Origin of the sequence: Dolichospermum sp. UHCC 0315A (assembly GCF_008121535.1) — a bacterium.
GTDB classification, from domain to species: Bacteria; Cyanobacteriota; Cyanobacteriia; order Cyanobacteriales; family Nostocaceae; genus Dolichospermum; species Dolichospermum lemmermannii.
In genome coordinates this window covers 21,808-41,809 of sequence record NZ_CP043058.1, presented here as the reverse complement: position 1 = coordinate 41,809, position 20,002 = coordinate 21,808, and the positions used below count along the sequence as shown (strand labels likewise).

The 20,002-nt window shown below is 39.6% G+C and carries 22 protein-coding genes and 1 pseudogene; 6 read left to right on the top strand and 17 right to left on the bottom strand.

Features of this window, described 5'->3' with window-relative positions; genetic code table 11:
• Positions 1–74 precede the first annotated feature (74 nt).
• Both BMF77_RS27125 and BMF77_RS25895 read left to right on the top strand, forming a co-directional pair.
• Positions 75–224, top strand: a complete 150-nt coding sequence (locus BMF77_RS27125; RefSeq protein WP_168204490.1) for a hypothetical protein — start codon at positions 75–77, stop codon at positions 222–224.
• A gap of 711 nt (positions 225–935) precedes the next feature.
• Positions 936–1,875, top strand: a pseudogene (locus BMF77_RS25895) (hypothetical protein).
• Between the two features lie 138 nt (positions 1,876–2,013).
• Here the strand turns inward: BMF77_RS25895 and BMF77_RS25890 are convergent.
• The 3 genes from BMF77_RS25890 to BMF77_RS25880 all read right to left on the bottom strand — a co-directional run bounded on the left by BMF77_RS25890 (position 2,014) and on the right by BMF77_RS25880 (position 4,252).
• On the bottom strand, positions 2,014–2,484 hold the full coding sequence (locus tag BMF77_RS25890) for a hypothetical protein (protein ID WP_148766642.1): 471 nt from the start codon (positions 2,482–2,484) through the stop codon (positions 2,014–2,016).
• A 67-nt stretch (positions 2,485–2,551) separates the two neighbouring features.
• Positions 2,552–3,007, bottom strand: a complete 456-nt coding sequence (locus BMF77_RS25885; RefSeq protein ID WP_210422269.1) for a hypothetical protein — start codon at positions 3,005–3,007, stop codon at positions 2,552–2,554.
• On the bottom strand, positions 3,008–4,252 hold the full coding sequence (locus BMF77_RS25880) for an ISKra4 family transposase (RefSeq protein ID WP_148766640.1): 1,245 nt from the start codon (positions 4,250–4,252) through the stop codon (positions 3,008–3,010).
• Positions 4,253–4,432: 180 nt separating this feature from the next.
• Between BMF77_RS25880 and BMF77_RS25875 the strand changes: the two genes are divergently transcribed.
• Positions 4,433–6,121, top strand: coding sequence for an IS1634 family transposase (locus BMF77_RS25875; protein ID WP_148763581.1), 1,689 nt, complete (start codon positions 4,433–4,435; stop codon positions 6,119–6,121).
• Positions 6,122–6,374: 253 nt separating this feature from the next.
• Here BMF77_RS25875 and BMF77_RS29145 read toward each other — a convergent pair whose 3' ends face one another.
• Both BMF77_RS29145 and BMF77_RS25865 read right to left on the bottom strand, forming a co-directional pair.
• Positions 6,375–6,605: a hypothetical protein gene (locus tag BMF77_RS29145; RefSeq protein ID WP_168204489.1), complete on the bottom strand. Its 231-nt coding sequence runs from the start codon at positions 6,603–6,605 to the stop codon at positions 6,375–6,377.
• Between the two features lie 55 nt (positions 6,606–6,660).
• A complete protein-coding gene (locus BMF77_RS25865; protein ID WP_246863031.1) occupies positions 6,661–7,545 on the bottom strand; it encodes a ParM/StbA family protein in 885 nt (294 codons plus the stop codon).
• 450 nt (positions 7,546–7,995) lie between these two features.
• Between BMF77_RS25865 and BMF77_RS25860 the strand changes: the two genes are divergently transcribed.
• Positions 7,996–8,295: a plasmid recombination protein gene (locus BMF77_RS25860; protein WP_246863030.1), complete on the top strand. Its 300-nt coding sequence runs from the start codon at positions 7,996–7,998 to the stop codon at positions 8,293–8,295.
• A 124-nt stretch (positions 8,296–8,419) separates the two neighbouring features.
• On the opposite strand, the gene BMF77_RS25855 is transcribed toward BMF77_RS25860, so the two are convergent.
• From BMF77_RS25855 to BMF77_RS25840, 4 genes are all read right to left on the bottom strand, one after another.
• Positions 8,420–8,932 carry a hypothetical protein gene (locus BMF77_RS25855; protein WP_148766638.1) on the bottom strand — a complete coding sequence of 171 codons (513 nt, stop codon included), beginning with the start codon at positions 8,930–8,932 and terminating at the stop codon, positions 8,420–8,422.
• Entirely contained in the window at positions 8,919–10,022 is a 1,104-nt protein-coding gene (locus BMF77_RS25850; RefSeq protein WP_148766636.1) for an XRE family transcriptional regulator, read from the bottom strand. The genes BMF77_RS25855 and BMF77_RS25850 overlap by 14 nt, the downstream gene beginning before the upstream one ends.
• A 278-nt stretch (positions 10,023–10,300) precedes the next feature.
• Positions 10,301–10,759, bottom strand: coding sequence for a hypothetical protein (locus tag BMF77_RS25845; protein ID WP_148766634.1), 459 nt, complete (start codon positions 10,757–10,759; stop codon positions 10,301–10,303).
• Positions 10,760–10,840: 81 nt separating this feature from the next.
• Positions 10,841–11,692 carry a ParA family protein gene (locus BMF77_RS25840; protein WP_148766632.1) on the bottom strand — a complete coding sequence of 284 codons (852 nt, stop codon included), beginning with the start codon at positions 11,690–11,692 and terminating at the stop codon, positions 10,841–10,843.
• 71 nt (positions 11,693–11,763) lie between these two features.
• Here BMF77_RS25840 and BMF77_RS29140 point away from each other — a divergent pair, with 71 nt between their 5' ends.
• On the top strand, positions 11,764–11,940 hold the full coding sequence (locus BMF77_RS29140) for a group II intron maturase-specific domain-containing protein (RefSeq protein WP_371735144.1): 177 nt from the start codon (positions 11,764–11,766) through the stop codon (positions 11,938–11,940).
• A 95-nt stretch (positions 11,941–12,035) separates the two neighbouring features.
• Here BMF77_RS29140 and BMF77_RS25830 read toward each other — a convergent pair whose 3' ends face one another.
• Positions 12,036–12,488 (bottom strand): TEK-like protein, encoded by a 453-nt coding sequence (locus tag BMF77_RS25830; RefSeq protein WP_148766628.1) that lies wholly within the window; start codon positions 12,486–12,488, stop codon positions 12,036–12,038.
• Positions 12,489–12,779: 291 nt separating this feature from the next.
• Complete coding sequence (locus BMF77_RS25825) at positions 12,780–13,238, bottom strand: helix-turn-helix domain-containing protein (RefSeq protein ID WP_148762642.1); 459 nt, start codon at positions 13,236–13,238, stop codon at positions 12,780–12,782.
• Positions 13,239–13,315: 77 nt separating this feature from the next.
• On the opposite strand from BMF77_RS25825, the gene BMF77_RS25820 reads away from it, so the two are divergent.
• Positions 13,316–13,855: a tyrosine-type recombinase/integrase gene (locus tag BMF77_RS25820; protein ID WP_148766626.1), complete on the top strand. Its 540-nt coding sequence runs from the start codon at positions 13,316–13,318 to the stop codon at positions 13,853–13,855.
• A gap of 33 nt (positions 13,856–13,888) precedes the next feature.
• Here BMF77_RS25820 and BMF77_RS25815 read toward each other — a convergent pair.
• The 6 genes from BMF77_RS25815 to BMF77_RS27535 form a co-directional block, all read right to left on the bottom strand.
• A protein-coding gene (locus tag BMF77_RS25815) for an ISKra4 family transposase (RefSeq protein ID WP_148761479.1) occupies positions 13,889–14,946 on the bottom strand; the annotation gives its coding sequence in 2 pieces (ribosomal slippage) (positions 13,889–14,793 and positions 14,793–14,946; 1,059 coding nt in all).
• 1,391 nt (positions 14,947–16,337) lie between these two features.
• On the bottom strand, positions 16,338–16,886 hold the full coding sequence (locus BMF77_RS25810; protein WP_148766624.1) for a hypothetical protein: 549 nt from the start codon (positions 16,884–16,886) through the stop codon (positions 16,338–16,340).
• Positions 16,879–17,691, bottom strand: coding sequence for a DNA cytosine methyltransferase (locus BMF77_RS25805; protein ID WP_148766622.1), 813 nt, complete (start codon positions 17,689–17,691; stop codon positions 16,879–16,881). Before BMF77_RS25805 ends, BMF77_RS25810 begins: the two co-directional genes overlap by 8 nt.
• A 438-nt stretch (positions 17,692–18,129) precedes the next feature.
• Complete coding sequence (locus BMF77_RS25800) at positions 18,130–18,633, bottom strand: hypothetical protein (RefSeq protein ID WP_148766620.1); 504 nt, start codon at positions 18,631–18,633, stop codon at positions 18,130–18,132.
• Positions 18,630–19,421: a hypothetical protein gene (locus BMF77_RS25795; RefSeq protein WP_148766618.1), complete on the bottom strand. Its 792-nt coding sequence runs from the start codon at positions 19,419–19,421 to the stop codon at positions 18,630–18,632. The genes BMF77_RS25800 and BMF77_RS25795 overlap by 4 nt, the downstream gene beginning before the upstream one ends.
• Positions 19,414–19,965 carry a hypothetical protein gene (locus BMF77_RS27535; RefSeq protein ID WP_210422268.1) on the bottom strand — a complete coding sequence of 184 codons (552 nt, stop codon included), beginning with the start codon at positions 19,963–19,965 and terminating at the stop codon, positions 19,414–19,416. The genes BMF77_RS25795 and BMF77_RS27535 overlap by 8 nt, the downstream gene beginning before the upstream one ends.
• Positions 19,966–20,002 lie beyond the last annotated feature (37 nt).

The following is a 20,002-nucleotide window of genomic DNA, read 5'->3' as shown; positions in this document are numbered from 1 at the left end:
TCATTGAAAATGTGAATATGATTGATTCAACTTGGGATTTTTTTTGTTGAACTTGTAAATGCTCATGGGAGAAGTTGAATTTTTCTCAGCATGATTTTCAAAGAGTGAAACGAGAAAGTGAACAAAGTAAATCAGTTAGTAGTGCAGTAGTAGAAGTATCTACACCAGAAATGGCAAACCCGAAACCCTTGGTTTTTTTGCTGGTTTGGCTGCTGTCTTTTTAGTAGAGAGATGCACATTGCGACATAGCTTGCTACTCGCCAAACGTTGTTTTTGGGCGGCTCGAATCAACAATTTGAGTGGCATTCAATTGGCATTCAATTGGCGTTGGATTGGCATTTTTTGACTATTATTTTGTCAATAAACCTTTTTATTGACAGGTTAAATATATACTAAATGTACTTAATAATGTAATATTGGCGTAAGTATGGCGTAGTATTGGCATTGAAGTGGCGTTGAGTTGGCACTGATTTGGCATTGAAGTGGCATTGAAGTGGCGTTGAAATGGCACATTTTTTTAATGAAACTGTTTCATTAAAAATGTGAGTATGATTGATTCAACTTGAGATTTTTTTGTTGAACTTGTAAATGCTCGTGAGAAAAGTTGAAATTTTATGACGATGATTTTTACTGGTCAGATAATAACGTGATTAAAGAAATAAAATTATCTTCTCAGTAGTGCAGTGGTACAAAGAAGCATCTACATTAAAACAACAAACCATACTAAGGGACTTACTCGCAAAATTAGAAAAGCAATTTACAGAAACTACCAAATTAGATGGGATGATTTGGGAGAATATGCTGGGATATCATATAAATACTTGGTATATCATATAAATATATGATGGGTTTTTCCTAAAATTACCCAAATCTTGAAATTGTGCAAGAGGTACTTGCACAAATATTAGAAAATTATTGACACTATTTTCATCACAATGACCGAAATTACAGCTAACTATGATGAAACCTGGAAAGAAGCAACCTTGAGATTATTTTGATTCATTTCTCGCCTTCTTTTATCCAGAAATCTATCAACAAATAGATTGGACTAAAACCCCCATTTCTCTAGATAAAGAATTAGAACAGATTACCGCATCTGCCGACAGTAAAACCCGCCACGCTGATAAATTATTTAAAGTGTGGTTATTAGATAATCAAGAGGTTTGGATATTAATTCATGTAGAAGTACAAAGTCAATATGATAAAGAATTTTCCCAAAGAATGTTTATCTACAACTATCGTTCTTTTGATTTATATCAAAAACCAGTGATTAGTTTAGCCATACTAGGAGATGGAACTAAAAGTTGGCGACCTAGTTCTTACCAGTATGGTTTAGGAAGTAGTCAATTAATCTTTAATTTTTCTATCGTCAAGCTTCTAGATTATCAATGGGAGGAGTTAGAGCAAAGTAATAATATTTTTGCTATAGTGGTAATGGCACATTTAAAGACTAAAGCCACTAATAGCAATTTGTCAGCTAGGGAACAGTGGAAATGGAACTTAGCTAGATTACTTTATGAAAGAGGTTATAACCGTAAAGAAATTGTTGATTTGTATAAGGTCATTGATTTAATGATGGCTTTATCTGAAGACTTGCAATTAAGTTTTGAAGAAAAATTAGCTAATTATCAAGAGGAACGAAAAATGCCATTATTAACTAACATTGAAAGACGGACTATAGAAAAAACTCGGAAACAAGATATTATCAAACTTGTACAAGTGCGGTTTGGTGATATTCCCGAAAATTTGATTGCCAGCATTAATCAAATTGATAAGACATCTTTTTTAGAACAACTTCTAATATCAACAATTAGCATTAGTTCTTTAGAAGAATTTGCACAGCTTGTTCACTCTAATTTACCAGAATCAGATTAATAAATGTAAGTTGGGTTAAGCAACAGCCCAACCGAATAACAGCATTGATAAGGTTGATTGAATTTGTGCAACAGGTTGTTGCCTAAATTCTTTGGGGTGATAATATCCGCATTTTAGATACTGCTGTGGATGATTTTGTTAAGCATCCCCAAACAGTCCATCCAAATCCTGAGATGAAGCCTTACCTTGGATCAAAGTAGAAGGACGCTGCTTTTCTTGTTCTTCTACCAACGTATCTGACTCTACATTTGTCATACCATTGTGGGTATTAGTATTAGCTGAACTCATTACTGGAGCCACAGACGTAACATAATTTGGCAGTACAAACTGTGGTTGTTCCACACCCAAAGCCAAGCGCAGATTACTGCCATGTTTATTTAAAACATCCTGTGATTCCCAACAAGCAAACCGCAATTGTTCCGGTGTATATTCCCCACTGTGATATCGAGCCAAAGGTAACAAAGCTGCTACCAAAATATCCGACACCTTGCGATTGACCTCTTCCTTTGAGAGAGAATTCAAATAATCAACCACTTCTGCCATTGGTTCGCCTTCATAAGGCTGAAGACGCAAACTTAAACTCTTCCGTTTTTTCCTGATTTTATTCATTGACCCTTGCTTCCTCCCTCCTTTTTATCGGGACTAAAAACAGACGATTAATCAAAATCAAAAACAGCTAACTATTTCCTTTGTCCAGCAAATAATCAAACATCCCAAAGCAGTCAATGAGCCTTTGAGACAGACATTGCTCACCATCTATCGCTTTATCTAAATCAAAAGTTTTTTTCACAATCTCAGCAATACCAGCCCCCCAAATCATCGGCGTGAAATTTTTGCTCTGATTGCGCCGTTCATAACTGCTACCTCTCACCTTTTTTTGTGAACCCCAACTAGACCCAGACTCATAAGAAGTAGTAACTTCACAGTTGAAATAAATCTCCAATTCCGGCTCCAAATGGTAAGCAGCACCACCGCCAATAATCACCTCATCCAATTTTGTCGGCAGCAGTCGATTTAACCACCGCTCTAACTTATCCCCATATTCAGCCGTCGCTCGCTCAATTGCTTGAGCAATATCTCGAATTTCCCTAGTTCTTAAATTCGTGTCTTTAGCACTAGCTAATGGGCGCATCTAAGGCTTGGGGGATGCGGAAAAAACAGGAGAAAACAGGTCATCAAAGCGACCATTAACCCAAGCCAATCGTAGATGTAACAAATGGTTAAAACCAGGTTCGCTCCAACGCATACCAACACCTTTAAACCGTTGCTGAATTAACCACTTACAAGCACTTTCCACCATACCGCTACCTAAAGGTAAACCTAGTTCCTTATAACGCTGATAGTTGATATGTGACTGATGTGTAAAAAGATAATTATGAACATTGGTTAAAGTTCTCAGGACATCAGATGATAATCCGCGAAGTTGAATAGTTTCAGCTAATTTGGCAATCACTTGCGCTTCGAGACCATGACGCAGTTGATGCCGCAAATACTTAAACCATTGATTAGCTTTAGTAGTTCGACCATCATAAGCTGCCGATGCTGCCTTCCACAGATTTTGTGCGGCATGATAAAAGTCTAAGATAGCAATGGCGGTGGCAGAAAAGCATTGATGATAAAGATTCCAAAACCCCTTACCACCATCACTAATCCAGACCAATTGGGGTGCTGACTGCCATTGTTGTCGCAGTGCTTCTAGCATTAAACGTGGACGCAGGGCATCAATATCTCCTAACACAGCGACCAATCTGCGTTGGTGCAGACGGAAAAACTCCTTTCCTTTACGGGTGACTCCTTGTCCTAATCTGGACAAAATAGCCACTTTTACCTCTCGCCATTGGGTTTTCCCATCAGGTTTACCCGGATGAGGACGCATGGGTATCATTACTCCATCTGCACCTATCACTAACGGCATTTTTGCTATTGCCTGAGTCATTGTCTCCGGTGTTGGCGGATTCCCAAGGGATAGTTGATTTATCTCTGTCTCCAGTTTCGCCATTGCCCGCTTTCCCATGCTTTGTACCCAATTCCATATCGTCTTTGCACTGATTTCTACTCCCGTTAATTGGTGTAATATTATTCTTACTGTTTCAAATGGCAGAAATACCGCTAATAAACACCCCATTTGCACTAATTCCCAGCTAGTTTGTTGGCATGGTTCTATTTCCAGGGCTTGATCTAATGGAGCTATTTGCGTTTCTTTACATCCTTCAGGGCATCGCCCGACTCTTCTTGACCACGATACTTGCCCTAACAGTGTTTCCATCTGTCTTGGTCGCATTCCTTTGCTTCTCAACCGCTTTCCGCAATGGCTACAGGTTGGCCAATTGTTTGGCTGCTCTGCTCTAAAAGACAATTCTTGCTCTACAACCCACATTCCGCACCCCAAACTGTCACAGATCAAAAAAGCCCTTAAAGTAGTACATAATAACTAAAGCCAATTCAAAAATTAAGATGCTTAATAAGAATAAGTAGCATTAAAAGGGACGTGGTGTGATAAAGTGAAACTTGGTAACAAAAGAAAAAAATGAATTGATAACCAAATAAGAAATAATTGATGACAACAGAAGTATTAGAGGAAACTGTTGTGAAATTAAAACCTCAAGAAATAGAAATTGAGAACATAGACCATCTAGGGATAGTAGCAGGAATCATAGATTCAATCGGAATAGTAGAAATAATAAATGAATTAATAGGAGTCGAAAAAGACGAAAAAGTAAATGCAGGTCAAGTGGTAAAAGCCATGATAATAAACGGGTTAGGATTTGTCTCCAAACCGTTATATATGTTTCCCCAATATTTTGAAACAATCGCCTGTGAGCATCTAATAGGAACAGGAGTAAAACCAGAATATCTTAACGACGATAAATTGGGGAGAGTCATGGATAAACTGTTTATAAAAGGCTTAGATACAATCTTTTTTCTCATAGCCTTAAAAGCTGCTCAAAAATTTGGAGTATCACTATCAACATCACATCTAGACTCATCATCAATGCACGTGCATGGGCAGTATAACACTAGCTTACCATTCGTAATATTTGAGAGTCAAAAAGTAGGAAATAACCAAGAATTAGAAGAATTAGCAGTAAAATCACCAAAAGAAATAACCATCACCTACGGTTATTCCCGTGACCATAGACCAGATTTAAAACAATTCATCATAGAAATGATATGTTCAGGAGATGGAGACATCCCAATATTTTTAAAACTAGCATCGGGAAATCAAGCAGATTCATCATGTTTTGGTCAAATAGCAGTAGAATATCAAAAACAATTAGAAGTTAATAGTCTCATGGTTGCTGACGCTGCTTTATATACAGAATCAAACCTGAAAATGATGTCAGAATTACGTTGGTTATGTCGAGTACCATTAAGCATAAAAGCAGCAAAAACATTAATATCAACATTAGCAGAATCAGAATTTATTGATAGTACAATACCAGGATATAAATTAGCATCAAAAATCCAAAATTATGCAGGGATAGAACAAAGATGGTTAGTAGTGCAAAGTCAAGAAAGAAAAGAATCAGACCTGCATAAGCTCACACAAAAAATTACCAAAGCAGAATCAAAAGCTGTGCAAGATTTGAAAAAGTTATCACAAGAGAGATTTGCATGTGTTGCAGATGCTATCAAGGCATTATCAAAATTATCAAAACAATTCAAATATCATCAAATTCACGAAAGTACGGTGACTCAAGTAAAATCTAATAAAAAAGATACTTCAGGAGAAATATCCTATCAAATATCAGCTACAGTCTCCCAGGATGAAAGTAAAATTAATACAGAATTGCTGAGTGCGGGACGTTTTATTATTGCGACAAATGTTTTAGATTCACAGGAACTAAGCAATGATTCTATGCTAAGTGAATATAAAGCCCAGCAGTCATGTGAGAGGGGGTTTGGTTTTCTCAAAGACCCATTATTTTTTGCCGACAGTATTTTCCTCAAAAGTCCTGAGAGAATAGAGTCTTTGGGAATGATTATGGGTTTATGTCTACTGGTTTATACTTTGGCTCAACGTCATATTAGAAATGCTCTTTTGGAGTCTAAATCAACAATTAAAAATCAATTAGGCAAAGCAACTAATCGTCCTACTTTACGCTGGATTTTTCAATGCTTTCAGTGTATTCATTTGGTTACACTCAATCAGGAGAAACATATTTCTAATTGGAATAAGGACAGAGATTTTATCTTGAGTCTTTTACCAGATGATTGTTTACGTTACTATCAATTAGTCAGCTAATTATCATCTCTATCAATTTAATTTCTCTTGTAAAGATGAGCTAATCTCTTTGATTTATAGCTCCATTTTACTATGTCTATAATTTCGTTTTTTACTTTAATTGATTAGTCTAACTTATAATTGTTTCTTGAATATCTTCTTTCACTTATCTATTGACCTCTCCAGGTGGTGTGCATTCTTATTGCTTCTTATTGAGAATAGATTTTGATGACATTTTTGGTGATTTACTGTTTCTCAAATGCCTTTTTTCACTTTATCTGTTTGTTTTGATGCTCCCTTTGATTTTCATCTCCGTAATTTCCCTCTGTAACATTTTGGGGTGCGGAATGTGGGCTACAATTTCCTTGCCTACTCCCAGTCCTAACTTCCATGCTCCTCTAACTATTGATGCTAAAGATTTAGCTTCTCTGATTTCTTCTATGTTTTGTGTCCACTTCCCGAATGGCACATCTAGTTTTTCTAATACCGATAGTACATCTAGCATTTTCTCTGCGACAAATATTTTCTGCTTTTACTATCGGTTAGGTTATCTAACTTTCTTACTTATCTCCTCTATCTTTCGGTATCCCCCACCCGCTCTCTGCGCCCCTAGCTAATGCTTGAATTGCTACACATTCACCCCAATTGGGGTGACGGGTTTGGGGATAATTGGGGTTATATACCTTGTCAAGAGCAGCGTAACGAGCAGCAAATATCGCCTGTGCCAAACGCTCTCGGTCTAGTCCACTGGTCATCTCTACCACCTGGTCTAGCATATCTGCAAAACCCAACAGGGGACTATCTCCCAGCTTCAGTTGTCCCCGCTCAAAGTAAAGTGCGGTCGTGTTTCTGTGACCAAACATCAGCACACCCAACTGTTTCGAGCGCAACCACTCCAGACCCTTTTGCTTAATGCGTACAGCAGCCAGTCCTCCACCTTCAGGACGGCACAAAAACTTAACTAATTTTAGCTTCAGTACCATTTCTCGCACCTGGAAATGAGCCAACATCAACTTTAACTGTTCCTCAAAACGCAAGCGGTCTGTATACTCATTCCAAGGCAACAGCAGTGCTAATTCTAGTGTTAATAGCTTTTTAGTAGAAAACTTAGCCTTGTGGGTTTCAATAATTAGCCCAATAGCGCCCAACACCTTCCACAAAGCATTTTCATACTTGAGTTCCTTAATGCGGTCTTGGGGGTCAAAACAAGCAGCAAAATCGCCCAACACCACCACCCGTTCATTCCATTCCACCCATAATTGTTGCTCAGGACTAGGACTACCAATCCATCCCAAACGGGACATATAATTGTCAAGCTTAGTTTTCGGAATCTCCTCAACCGTAGGAGGCAGCACTAAAAATTTGGGTTCTGGCAGGGCTGGGAGTTGATAAATAATTTTAGTTTGTGACCCACCCACGTCCACACTTAAATAAATGTCGGTCATAACGATTAGTCAGCTAAAATTCATTGGTCAATTGTGAGATGAATTAGCACAGGATTATCTCTTTTCTAGCACATAAATTTGGCTATTTTCACAACAATTGATGTAACTTACTGTCAAGAGATAGATGTTGAGGGTCAGTTAAATTGTGCAGGATTTGCACCAAAATTGTGCTAAACCTGTGCTGAAATTGCACCAAGTTATTGTTACCAACAGGAATACAGTTGAGTGGATTAAAATAGTTGTACTTACTACGGTTTTTTAGGTTTGAAAGCAACGAGTGGGTTTTTGTAGGCAATTACTGGCTGTGTTTGGCACAAAAAGCCTATGAGTAAGTTTTGTTGATGGCTTTTTTAGCGATAGCAAAGTGCTACGTAGGAATCGCTACGAAGCGCTTCGCTATTGTCGCCTGTGTGAAATTGGTGAGGAACTGAGATTTTGGAGGCTTCTGATATGGCTTATGCCATCGCCAGAGTGAAAAAATTGAAACGAGCCAACATTGCTGGAAGTGCTGCCCACACATCCCGACAGCAAGAAACGCTTAATGCTGACCCCAATCAGCAAAATATTAGGTTTATTGGCAATACTGACAGGGAGGAAAAGTTAGAGGATTTGGTGTTAGCGAAGATTGGGCAGTACGAGCAGAAGCGGAAAATTCGCACTGATGCGGTCTACTGTGTGGAGATTTTGCTGACTGCTTCTCCTAGTTATTTTCGACCGCTTGACCCCACGGCTGCTGTATCTTTCCAATAACGTCTATCATAAAACATAAAGTAATAACATTCCCGAAATAACTAAATACTCTTTGCGGAAGTTGTCAGGTGTCAAGAAGGCAATGCTATATCTGTATTTACCTGTTTTGATATCGAAGCTGATATCAGTTACCAGATTTCTGTAAACTTGTTTTCCAATCTGTCAAAACCTTGGCAGAAATGTGTTTACCGCGTTCCTGGATTAATTTATCAGCCATTGCTATTACCTCTATCACTGTTTTGTATTCTGTATACACCATCTCCGTTAATAACCGCAGTGTTCTGGTGTAGGTAATGTTGTATGCCTCACAGGTTTTAATAACTAGCCCGTCATCACTAGCACAAATCAACAATTGATGACGGGCAATGGCTATTGTAGACCTATCTGCAATACTTAAGAGCGGCGCTCTGACACTAAATTCTAGAAAACTGGTAAACATTTCTGCTGTGGAAAGATTTAGAGGTGTTAAGTATTGGTGAGCAGCTTGGCGAGTGGGTAGTTCTAGTTGATCTGAGTCTAAAAGTTCCTGGGCAATGTACAACGGACTATAGTGCTGTTGTAGCCATCTCCACTCGTTCAGCCAGCAAAAATCAATCAGTGCTGTTGCGTCGAGAATTGTGCCATTAAGCAACTGCATAAACTTCATTCTCTTGATGACGCACCCACAGTTTTTCCACAGTTAAATTGAGCAGTTCTGCGGCTTTGATTGCGGAAATCTTGTCCAATTTTAAGCACTGCCAAATTAGAAATTCATAACGTTCATTTTCTGGATATTCTGCTGCTGCTAGGGCTGGGGGTAATTCCATTAAATTTTGCAAAGATGCACCATCATGTTGCTTTTTATAAATTGCAGATATTTTGGCTTTCTCTTTGGCCAAGTCAATGATTCCCATTGCTGCTAAACGATTTAAGATGACTAGGTAACTCACCCGAAAATGCCGTTTGAGTTTGACAATATCTTGGGTAAGTGCATACATCCGTTCAAATTCAGCTTGGGGAACCAGTAGGTGACTGGCAAAGTAATCAGCTACCTGTTCGCGTGTTTTTTCTTCTGCTTTAGTTCCTTCTTCAATCAGGGTGTCTTGGTACTCTACGCGGTGAAAGATGAGGTGTCCAATTTCATGGGCGAGGGTAAACAATTGACGTTCAATGGTGATGTTATGGGTGTTGACTAAGACAAATGCACCTTCAATATCACTGCAAGCGCTCAGACCAAAGAAACCTTTGATGGGAATGGGTTGGCGTAAAACTTTTAAGCCGATTTCTTCTACAGACTGAAACAGGTTGGCAATGGGGGCATCTCCCAAGCCCAGGCGATGGCGAAATAAAGCTGCTATTGCCTGAATGCGCTTTTCGTTGCCTTCTACTTGGTGGCAAGGTGTACTTTCTGGGGTGTAGGTCGGTAAGCCAACGGCTTGTTCTAGGGCGTTATAAGTTGGCAGCATTCGTAATACTTGGGCTGCAAATTGGGGGTTTTTGTCAAAGGAGGCATGGGCGCGGAAGCGGAAGTTGGGCAGTCCTTCGCTGGGGGGACGTAGTAGCTCATCAAGTGTCACGCCGAAAACACGAGCCAGGGCGGAGAGGATTTTGCTGTCTGGTAAGGTTTTGGCGTTTTCGTAGTTATTGATGCTCTGGCGAGTTACAGAGGCTTGTTCTGCAAGTTGCTCTTGAGATAAGCCTAGACTTTTACGGTAGCGGAGCAGGTTGGCTGCAATGATTTCTTTCATGGTAGGTTTTTAAGAGCGATGCCTTCGGCGTTTGCGGAGCGTCTCGGAGAGAGCGCAGCGATTCCTACGGAGCGCTTCGCTATCGCTCAAGGGCTGTGTCTGGTCAGATGTCAAAGTTGTTGACATTATTTTCTCTAATTATAATAGAAAATGTAAAATAGATTTTACATCTGATTTAAGTAATGGGACAGAATTAATTACACAACCGATTTTTCTGTTCCCTCTCTCAACAAGTGAATTTAATTTTGTCCGACTACTTATCCGTCACAAGCCTGCTGCTATTTTTGTCTTTTAGTCAAATTAGCTAAACGAGTAATGCTGGAGCGAATATTACCTGCTTCTTTGCGATTTCTCAGTCTTTTTTTAGCTTCTTTTAGGACTTGTTTGATCACAGGATCTTTGTCTTTGCAGGTGATATAAAAAGCCTCTAATAAGGTTTCAATGGTTATTTTCTCTTGAGCGCAAAGTTGGTCTATTTCTTCTTTGATTGGCACTTCTAATCTGACTGGGATACGTGGGGAAATTTCGGGAAAGCTGGCTAGTTTCTCGGCTAGTTGTTTTAGTTCTGACCCTTGATTATTAACAACGGTAGAGTTCTCTGCTATTTGAGGATCTGGAGTAATTGGCTGGCTCTGTACTAGTACATCTTGCCGTGATGGCACTGTTGGTTGAGTGGCTCTACGGCGGATTTCTTCTAACATATTTATGTTATTAATATTCTCGTTTAAATTACTCATAAACTTCTCGGTAAGTGGTAGGGAAATTCAGCGACTAAAGCCCTGTTGATGTTCTGAGGTTGTGCTTTTTAGTAAGGATAATTAAGCTGTTTCTGTGGGGATTAATTTGGCATATTTTTCTAGTAAGGCTGGTTTTAACCGTTGTGCTAAAATCTGAATTGCATACTCAAGTGATACTTGTCCTAAGTCTGAAGGGCTAACCCGATAATTGATAGCATTTTTGTACACATCTGACTCTAATATATGGGGCAACATTAATTCATCTTTTACTAACTGCCGCATGGTATCAATGCTGGATTGGGTGGCTTTTGTCGGATGTAGTCCAGTCCAGCGAGCGCGAAATGGGACTACGCCTAGCAGTTCGCCATAGGGGAGTGCTGGTTTAAATTCTTTGATTAGTTCTAAGGTTCGCAAGAGCGATTGCACTCCCTTGACGTTAGATTCGGCGGGAATTACCCACTTATCACCTGCCCCCAAGGATGTTTGTGCTAAGTGTGATCTCTCTGGCGGTGGGTCTACAATTGCTACGCCAAAGTTATTGATGATTGGTTGCAGGCGATTTCTGAGGATAAATAAGCTCAGTCCGCTAGATGCCAGTTTGTAATTAGCACTCTCAAGTCCATCATCGGCAGGAATCAAAAACAAGTTGGCATTGCTAATGCTGCGTTCTCCTATTTGTCCGTCTGGCACTGAGGCAATGGCATCAATAATTCTCGTTTTTTCCTCTGGCTGAGTCAAAACTTCCAGTAGGGTTGGGGTATTAGGTTCTACTTTTACCCCCAGAAAGCTAGTCAAGCTGGATTGGGGGTCTGCATCGACAAACAAGACGGGAATTCCTAATTTCCCTAAATATCTCCCTAGCATCAGTGCTACTGTCGATTTCCCCTGCCCTCCAGCTAAACCCAAGCTAACCACTGTTGGCGTGTTTGACATAATATGATTGTATTTAAATATGAAAATACTTTACTATAATTATATTACTATACTTTTATATTTTTGAACTTTTGAACTTTTATATTTTTGAACTTTTGTACAATAGTTCAAGGCTATGTTCTCAAGCAGAACTAATTAAAGACCTTAACCCTATTATCAGGGCTTCATATTATAGAGTCTCAGATGCTGGAACTACTGGGGACTTCTCCCGATTAGATAGAATCACCTATCTTCGGTTGAGAAGATAGGCTAAAAGACAGACTGGGAGCATTAATTTAGCTCATCAAAAATACTGGCACACCATAGACGATAACCATTGGGGATTTTATTTTTTGGAAGCCCCTTAGTCTAGAGCAGCAGAACCACCACTTTGCCATGATTTAACAATGCCGATAACGTCACCTAAGCGATGCTCATTAATAGCAGTATGAATCGCGCGAGCAATAGCAGCTTGAATGGTGTTATCTGTATAATTCATAGTTCCAGCATTCATATATCCTTTCGTAATTACCAACTGACTGGGATCATGTCCTACAGAACCATAAATAATTTTGAATTTCAGACTACCACTAGGACTGACAGAACCTTGTGGAAATACAACTTCGGAGGCAAAACTGTTAGTTGTACCATTTGATAAAATACTAGTAACTGCCGCGGAAGCTCTAGACTCAGAACCAGTACCAATAAACTGAGCATGAGCCGGTTTTCCAGCGATAAATAAGTTCGCAACTGCTACACTCGTCAAAAAAAATGTGATGATATATGCTTTTGATGTGTGGATACAGTTGGTATTCATGATTGGGAGACTCCAGGATTCGACTATCCCAACATTTCCCAACTTAAACTTTTACATCTGGAGAAAACACAGAAAACATATATTATTTATCTATAAATCCTTTGCTAGATAAGGATTTGGGGCTAGATGTTTAGTAATTAATTTTGTCTCATCACTCAATACCTTGTCCATTTTTTGTAGGTTGGCTTAAGTGACAGAGCAACCCGACGCATTTGTGGGGTTATGGGTATTGAGCCGAGATACGTGTAAAAACCTGCAAGATGGTCTGGAAATGCCTACTGTGTCTAGCTTTCAACAATTTTTCCCCCCATCCTTATAAGGTTTTCCACACAGAGGACAAAACTTATACCTCAACGACACCACCAACTCACCACAATTAGCACAACTAGACCGTAATTGCGTACCGCATAGATAACAAAACCTAGCCCGAACATTTCCCCACATTGAATCCACAACGCCACCAGGATTCCAACATTGGGGGCAAAACTTAATCGCTGCCATTACCAGAACCTCTTCTCCCCTGACAACAGCCTGCAAATACTCAACAGGCACAGACAAAGCCAAAGCAAGACCGCCAAGAGTTTTATGGCTAAGTTTCCTTGTCAATCCCCGTTCAATCTTCCCCACAGAGCGAGAATGAACACCAGCCGCATTCGCCACCTCAAACTGAGTTAAATTGAGTTCCTTTCTCATCCGCAAAACATAGTCGGACAGAGATTCTCCAGGTTTTGGAGTTTTAAAAGTATCCATAAAACACTGCCAATATTTCTCCCTAAAAGATATATAATTTAGGAATAAATAACCTTGCTAAAAACACACAAATTTCCGTGAAGCAAGCTGTCACATTAGCCACCGTTGCCGTCAAATTTTTAGAACGGACTGGACTAGCACCCAGTACCATTAAAACCTACGAACTAACCCTCTTAAACTTCCTAGCAGAATATGGAAGTTGGCTAATCGAAATAATCAGTAAGCAAACATTAATAGAGTATCTAGATAGCCTCTCACATTTAAAATACACAACCCACCATAAGCATCAAGCAATACTGCAAAGTCTATTTAACTTCGCCGTCCAACAAGAGTATATAAAAATCAACCCAATTCAGGGATTAAAACAGCGTCCCCCACAACGAGAAAAAGGCGAACATAAAAGCGATACTCTCATAAGATATCTAACACCAGACCAGCTAAATATCCTCTATACAGCAACCAAAGATGACTTGCGACTATCAGCAATAATTCATCTATTGCATCGCACAGGATGTAGAATAGGAGAGCTTTTAGCACTGAATTTATCAGACCTAGATATCAAAAATCAGAAATTTCAGGTATTGGGAAAAGGCAACAAACAAAGGTGGTGCTTTTAGGGAGCATCCCAATAATGTAATAAGTATAAATACTCAAGCAATAGCCTGATTGAGATAAGCACAACGCAAGTTCAAAATCTGGGAAACATTTTCTGCCTTCCATTGCGCTCCTGTTATTTTTATCCTGGCTCCAATCTGCTTAATCTTCGACTCCACACTCCCTGAACCAATGCAAATTCCTAAATCTTGATACAAACCGTAGTCTGGTATTCTCTGGCGATGCTTTTGGACATAATTCTGGAAATTCACCACGGCCTTGTTTTGAGACCCTTTAAACTCCGCTAAGGCCATTTCTATGTCCCCATCCCATAAATAACTTTCGACTCTTCTGATGCGCTTGTTTGACCCCCCGACTTTATTTAAATTTTCGACCAAATGATACCAATCAAGGACTTCTCTTCGCTGAAAACTATCCCCTATCTGCGTTATCAAATTCCAGATCCCATCATGACCATCCCCTACGCAGGTAATGACCTTGCCTAACGGTTGGGAATTTGTCCAAGATAATAACTGGTCATTTTCTCGAAAAAATGCAGCACATATCTGTCCATGCAAGCTGACTGCTTTGTAATTTTGCCAGATACTTTCTTGCCCTAACGGTGTTCTCAACCTGACATTTCCTCCGTCTACACTCAATGCCTCTATGATTCCTTTTCCTTGTGGAGCAGAAAATTCATATCTTTGTACCAACCTATGTTGACTACTCCCTGAGACTTCCATCCCTGTGGTCATCTTTATATCTTCTTCAGCGTGTTCAAAAGATTCATTAGCTACTAATCTTAAACAGCACTTCTCCAGATATGGACTTAACCGATTATTTTTCTCTAATCCCAGTTCTCCGGCTTGTTTAGAGGTGATTTTTACCTTTCCGATAATACTATTTACAACCCTGGTTCTTCCCACAGTTGTTCCCGTTGCTGTTTCAAAAAAAAACTGGCTACCACTGGACTGACGTTGTTTAGCATATGCTCTCGCACAATCAATTCTATGCTTTCAAAGTCTTTTAGATTTTCAATAGCTGTATTATTGATGAGAATTTCTGAAATGCCTTTGATATGTTCATTCAGTTTCTGCGTTTCTTCAGGGGTCATTTTTTTTCTCTTCATCACTTTTTGGCTATTTTGCCTTTTATTCTTTCTGAAGTCTCTAAGCATTTATACTTACTGCATAATTGGGATGCTCCCATTTACCAGTTAGAAGTTAAACAGGATTAGCTGTTGTTGCCTCCTTTTTTATGTTTGGAATGTAGAATAAAATTCTTGATTTCCTCAACAGGATAATCATTCTCGATCATTATTTTGACTTGTGGCACTATTCGAGCAGGTGTAGCTAAACTACGGTTTTTCCATTCTCCATCAATCTTGATTTCATAATAATACCCCCATCGCCAATGCAGATGATTTAAAGGATCTCTTTCACCACTTACTTTAGGATAAGTAGCAATTGTACCGTCCTTGAGTTTTTTATTTTCTATAAATGGTGCAAGACTGCCAGAAGCAATTTTTTTCTTTTTCGTGAGGGAAATTTCTGCACCTGTGGATAATTGATTTTCCCCTACGAATTTCTCAGTCCCGTCATTCGTGAGGGAAATTTCTGCACCTGTGGATAATTGATTTTCCCCTACGAATTTCTCAGTCCCGTCATTTGTGAGGGAAATTTCTGCACCTGTGGATAATTGATTTTCCCCTACGAATTTCTCAGTCCCGTCATTCGTGAGGGAAATTTCTGCACCTGTGGATAATTGATTTTCCCCTACGAATTTCTCAGTCCCGTCATTTGTGAGGGAAATTTCTGCACCTGTGGATAATTGATTTTCCCCTACGAATTTCTCAGTCCCGTCATTCGTGAGGGAAATTTCTGCACCTGTGGATAATTGATTTTCCCCTACGAATTTCTCAGTCCCGTCATTCGTGAGGGAAATTTCTGCACCTGTGGATAATTGATTTTCCCCTACGAATTTCTCAGTCCCGTCATTCGTGAGGGAAATTTCTGCACCTGTGGATAAGTTATTTTCCCTTACGAATTGTTCAGTCTCATCATTCGTGAGAGAAACTTCCGCACCTGTGGATAAGTTATTTTCCCTTACGAATCGTTCAGTCCCGTCATTCGTGAGGGAAATTTCCGCACCTGTGGATAAGTTATTTTCCCTTACGAATTGTTCAGTCTCATCATTCGTGAGAGAAACTTCCGCACCTGTGGATAAGTTATTTTCCCTTACGAATTTCTCAGTAGTTAAGGTTTCCTCTAAGAATTTTTCAACTAACTCTTGAGGTGCGATAGCGAAGCGCTCCGTAGGAATCGCAAGCTGATTTATTAGTTCATCATCTTGACCCCAAAAGTAGCACTTGAGATCAGCATAAGTAGGTCGGCGTTAAAAAATCAATCTATGTAACGAAATATAAATTAACGAATACCTTATAAATAGGGTGTTTCACGGTTTTTACAAAACTAAACATATATCGATTTTATTGGGCCGACTTACTTACTCATTACCGTATTTGACGACAAAGTATTCTCCTGGACTAGCTTCTATAATTTCCCCAACCTTGCCGTTAAGGATGTACTCACCAGGTTTAAATTGCGGTTTGGTAATTGGTAATTCAATTTCCCACATTCCAGGCATACCTCGCGCTGGGATTGGTTCATCAAATATTTCTACATTTTCCAATTTCCAGGCATAGCGACCAACTTCCCACAGTCCACACCTTAATTCTGTTGCACTTTGTTGACTGATAAATTCTTCAGTCATTTTGATACAGTCTGTTAAGTCACCAATTGCTACCACAGATCCAAAAGGTATTTCTTCCCCTACCAACAAATCAGATAATTCATTGACTTGATAATCCGTTGTTTCTTGCCTAATAGCTGCATGAATAGCTATTTTCCCCCGATAATTAGTAGCTTTACCCCTGGTTTCATAATGCTTATACTTACCTACCAAAGAAGCCCAAGGTTGATGTAGAGTAATTGCCTTAATTTTGTTAGTTGTCGGAGTTGTCGGGGTTAATAATTCTGACTCCTGATTAAGCAATTCCAGCGAATTCTGCGAGATAACAGACTCGTTTGAGGGCAATTTCTGCTTGTTGAGGTGTAACTGCTCGTCCGTAGAGGTCAACGCAGTGCCGTCTGTTTTTAATATGGTGTCCTGTAGCGGGATAAACGGGAGTTGCACTGATAGCATCTCGCCAGTGTCCGCTAATGGGTACTCCACCCAACCAATCGGGAATCCCATCATCCACCCTGCCACCGATGGATGTAGTTTGTCCCCCTTGGCTATGAATGGCCGCAACTTCTGTTCTAATCTGTTCGTGCCAGCCGGTCTGCACCCCGTTGAGCCTTTGGGATACGTCGTTGGGGTAGGCAACAATGAACAGCCTTTCTCTTTCATGGGGCGCTCCGAGTTCCGCTGCTGATATGATTTGCGGATCTTCCCAGAAATATCCAACCATTCGCAGTCCTCCAAGAACCCCTCTAAGTCCGTTTCTGATAAGTCCTGCGGGGTTTTCAATAACAATGAAATCAGGTCTTCCTGTAGCGATTGCTCTGAGGGCATAAAACCACATTCTTGATTCTGGATGTTCAAGCCCTGATCCATTTCCGGCAATGCTTGTACCTGTGCAGGGGAATCCAATTGTGTACAGGTTAAATTGTCCTGGTTCTGGTTGCCAGTCTCTGATATCTGAGTGGATGGCAATTTTGGGGAATCTATATCTAAGGACTCGTTGGGCTTCTGGATTGTTTTCGATAAAGATTGTGGTTTGAATGTTTGCTCCTGCGGATTTAATTCCCAGTTCAAATCCACCAATTCCTGCGAAGAGTGCGGCGTGAGTAAGCATGAATCCAACTCCTCTATTTTCGATAGTTGCAATTCTTCAATTTGTGTAAACGAATAAGAGACTGTTACCCACCCGTCCCAGTTAACCGTAAAACCTGATTTACCTACTTTAGCGATCGCTCCCTTGAGATTCTCTTTTTTAGAAAATATCCGCTGTCCTACTGTAAAACTATTCTCAGTTTCTTTGACTAATTCTTCAGTAGGTAGTTGGGATAATTGAGATAATGAAATTCCCTGTTTATTTTCTTCTAAAAATTCACTAGAATCTAGAACAATTTCATTCCAATACGGATCATATTGGTGCAATCGTTTTAGATTACCTATTTCGCTAGAATACTGTTCAGTTGAAAATAAAAGGGGTTCAGAATTAGATACAGAAGTGTTTTTAGATTTAGCCATGACTATTAGCCTCTAATCTTTGAACTACCAAAAAGTGCAATTATGCAACATTAGAATCTTCTGACTGTCCACCAAGATATTTTTCTCTTATTGACATCCATTGTTCATGAGGAATAGCTTCTATTTCTCGTTTGCGCTCCTGTACTTCTTTGTTTTCGTTTTCAGTTCTATCAACCTTTCTTATTGACATTTTTTGAGATAAACAGCGAGTATCAATTTGAACTTGTACAGTATTACGCCAAGTTTCTCGGTTTAATAAATCCAGTTTTTGACAAATTGCTGGTAAAAAGCGAGTGTCAAAATTTTCAAGGTTGATGTTGCCCCATTTCTGATGAAAAGATTTGCAAGATGGATTTTGACAAGCTACATTTTTATCTTGGTTGTAGTTGTAGTCAGGAATAATCTTTTTCACTAGGTGAGGCTGTATAAATCCGCTATCTTGACAGCAAAAACAATTCCAATGAGGATGAAAAATTTCCTTTTCTGCTTCTTCTAATTGGGTAATTAAAGGTAATCTGTCAAATTGAGGTAAATCATTAATCATGCTTCATTCCCCCAAATTAAATTATTAGCATCAGCCCAAACATAAAACTCTCGTCTAATTTTCTGGTTTGGCATATCTTCAGCCTGAAACCCAGCCGGACCTAGTTGGCGGATTTTTTCCAGCCATTCCTTTCGTTGTGGATGGTTATCCCACTTGCTAGACTGCGAGGCGGAAACTTTACCTTGGGACTTCTCCCACTGCGATCGCAGGTCTTCCCAATGAGTTTTAATCCAGTTGCTGATTAAAGTTGGTGGCTTGGGCAGTTCAGAAGCTTTTTTCTTACCAAACTCCAAAAAACTCTCTCTTTCGCTTTCTGAGAGAGAGTCTGTGTAAGTCTGATAAGTCTGAATAGTATGAGAGACTTCAGAAGCCTTGCTGGGCGCGGGTTCTGGAGGTTGATTTTCCAGATTTTTGGAAAGTGTTCCGTTTTTTCGGTTAGGTTTCCGTTTTTTCGGAATGCTTTCCGAGATTTCGGAAAAACTTCCAGAATCTTGGACAGTGTTCCGAACTTTTGGAACTCCTTGTAAATTGCGAAATGCAAAGCCTTTGTCTTGAAAATCGAATAACTCGAACTTTTGAAACTTAGCGATCGCAGCGTAAAAGGTACTTTTTTTGATTCCCACTTTTTCCATGATGGTTAAAGTATCTGGTAAATCTTTGTAATTATCTCCCCAAGGATCAGTTACAACTAAGTAATTCCAAAGTCTCCATTCAGCAGCAGTCAAATTAGCTTGATACAACTTTTCCAAGGTTTTGGAAGTTAATGGATAAAAACTTTCGTTACTCATCTTTACCCCCTTCAAAAGTTGCAATTACATCAAAACTTAGAAGAGTTGAGCAAATAACCTCTTTTTTCTGAGGTGTACAGTCACCAAAAAGATGAATCCGCTTGGTGTGTTCGGGGAAAAATCCTGCATAAGTAAGAATTTGACCTAGTGCGGCTTTCCAGTCAGAAACCTGTTTTACCTCAATGATTTCTGTTTCAGTTAAAAGGTCAATTCTGCCAATGGCTGTGACAACTTCGGTTTGACCACCTAATTTAGCCTGAAGTCTTTGAACTACCTGATGCTCAGGATTTTCATAAGTCTCTATTTCAAACCAATCAGGTAATAATCCAGCTTTGTCTAACTTAGCGATCGCTCTATAGAATGTAGCTTTACTTACGTCACATTCTGCCATTACTGTGAGTGTATCAATATCCTTGTAGATGTCCCCCCAAGGATCAATCTCAATTAGATAACTCCAGATTCTCCATTCAGCAGCAGTTAATTTACCTTGTCGAAGTTTTCTGGATACTTCAGGTGTTATTGGGTAAAAATTGTTAATTTTCATTACACACCTCCAAAGGCGTGCAAAAATGCGCCCGCCG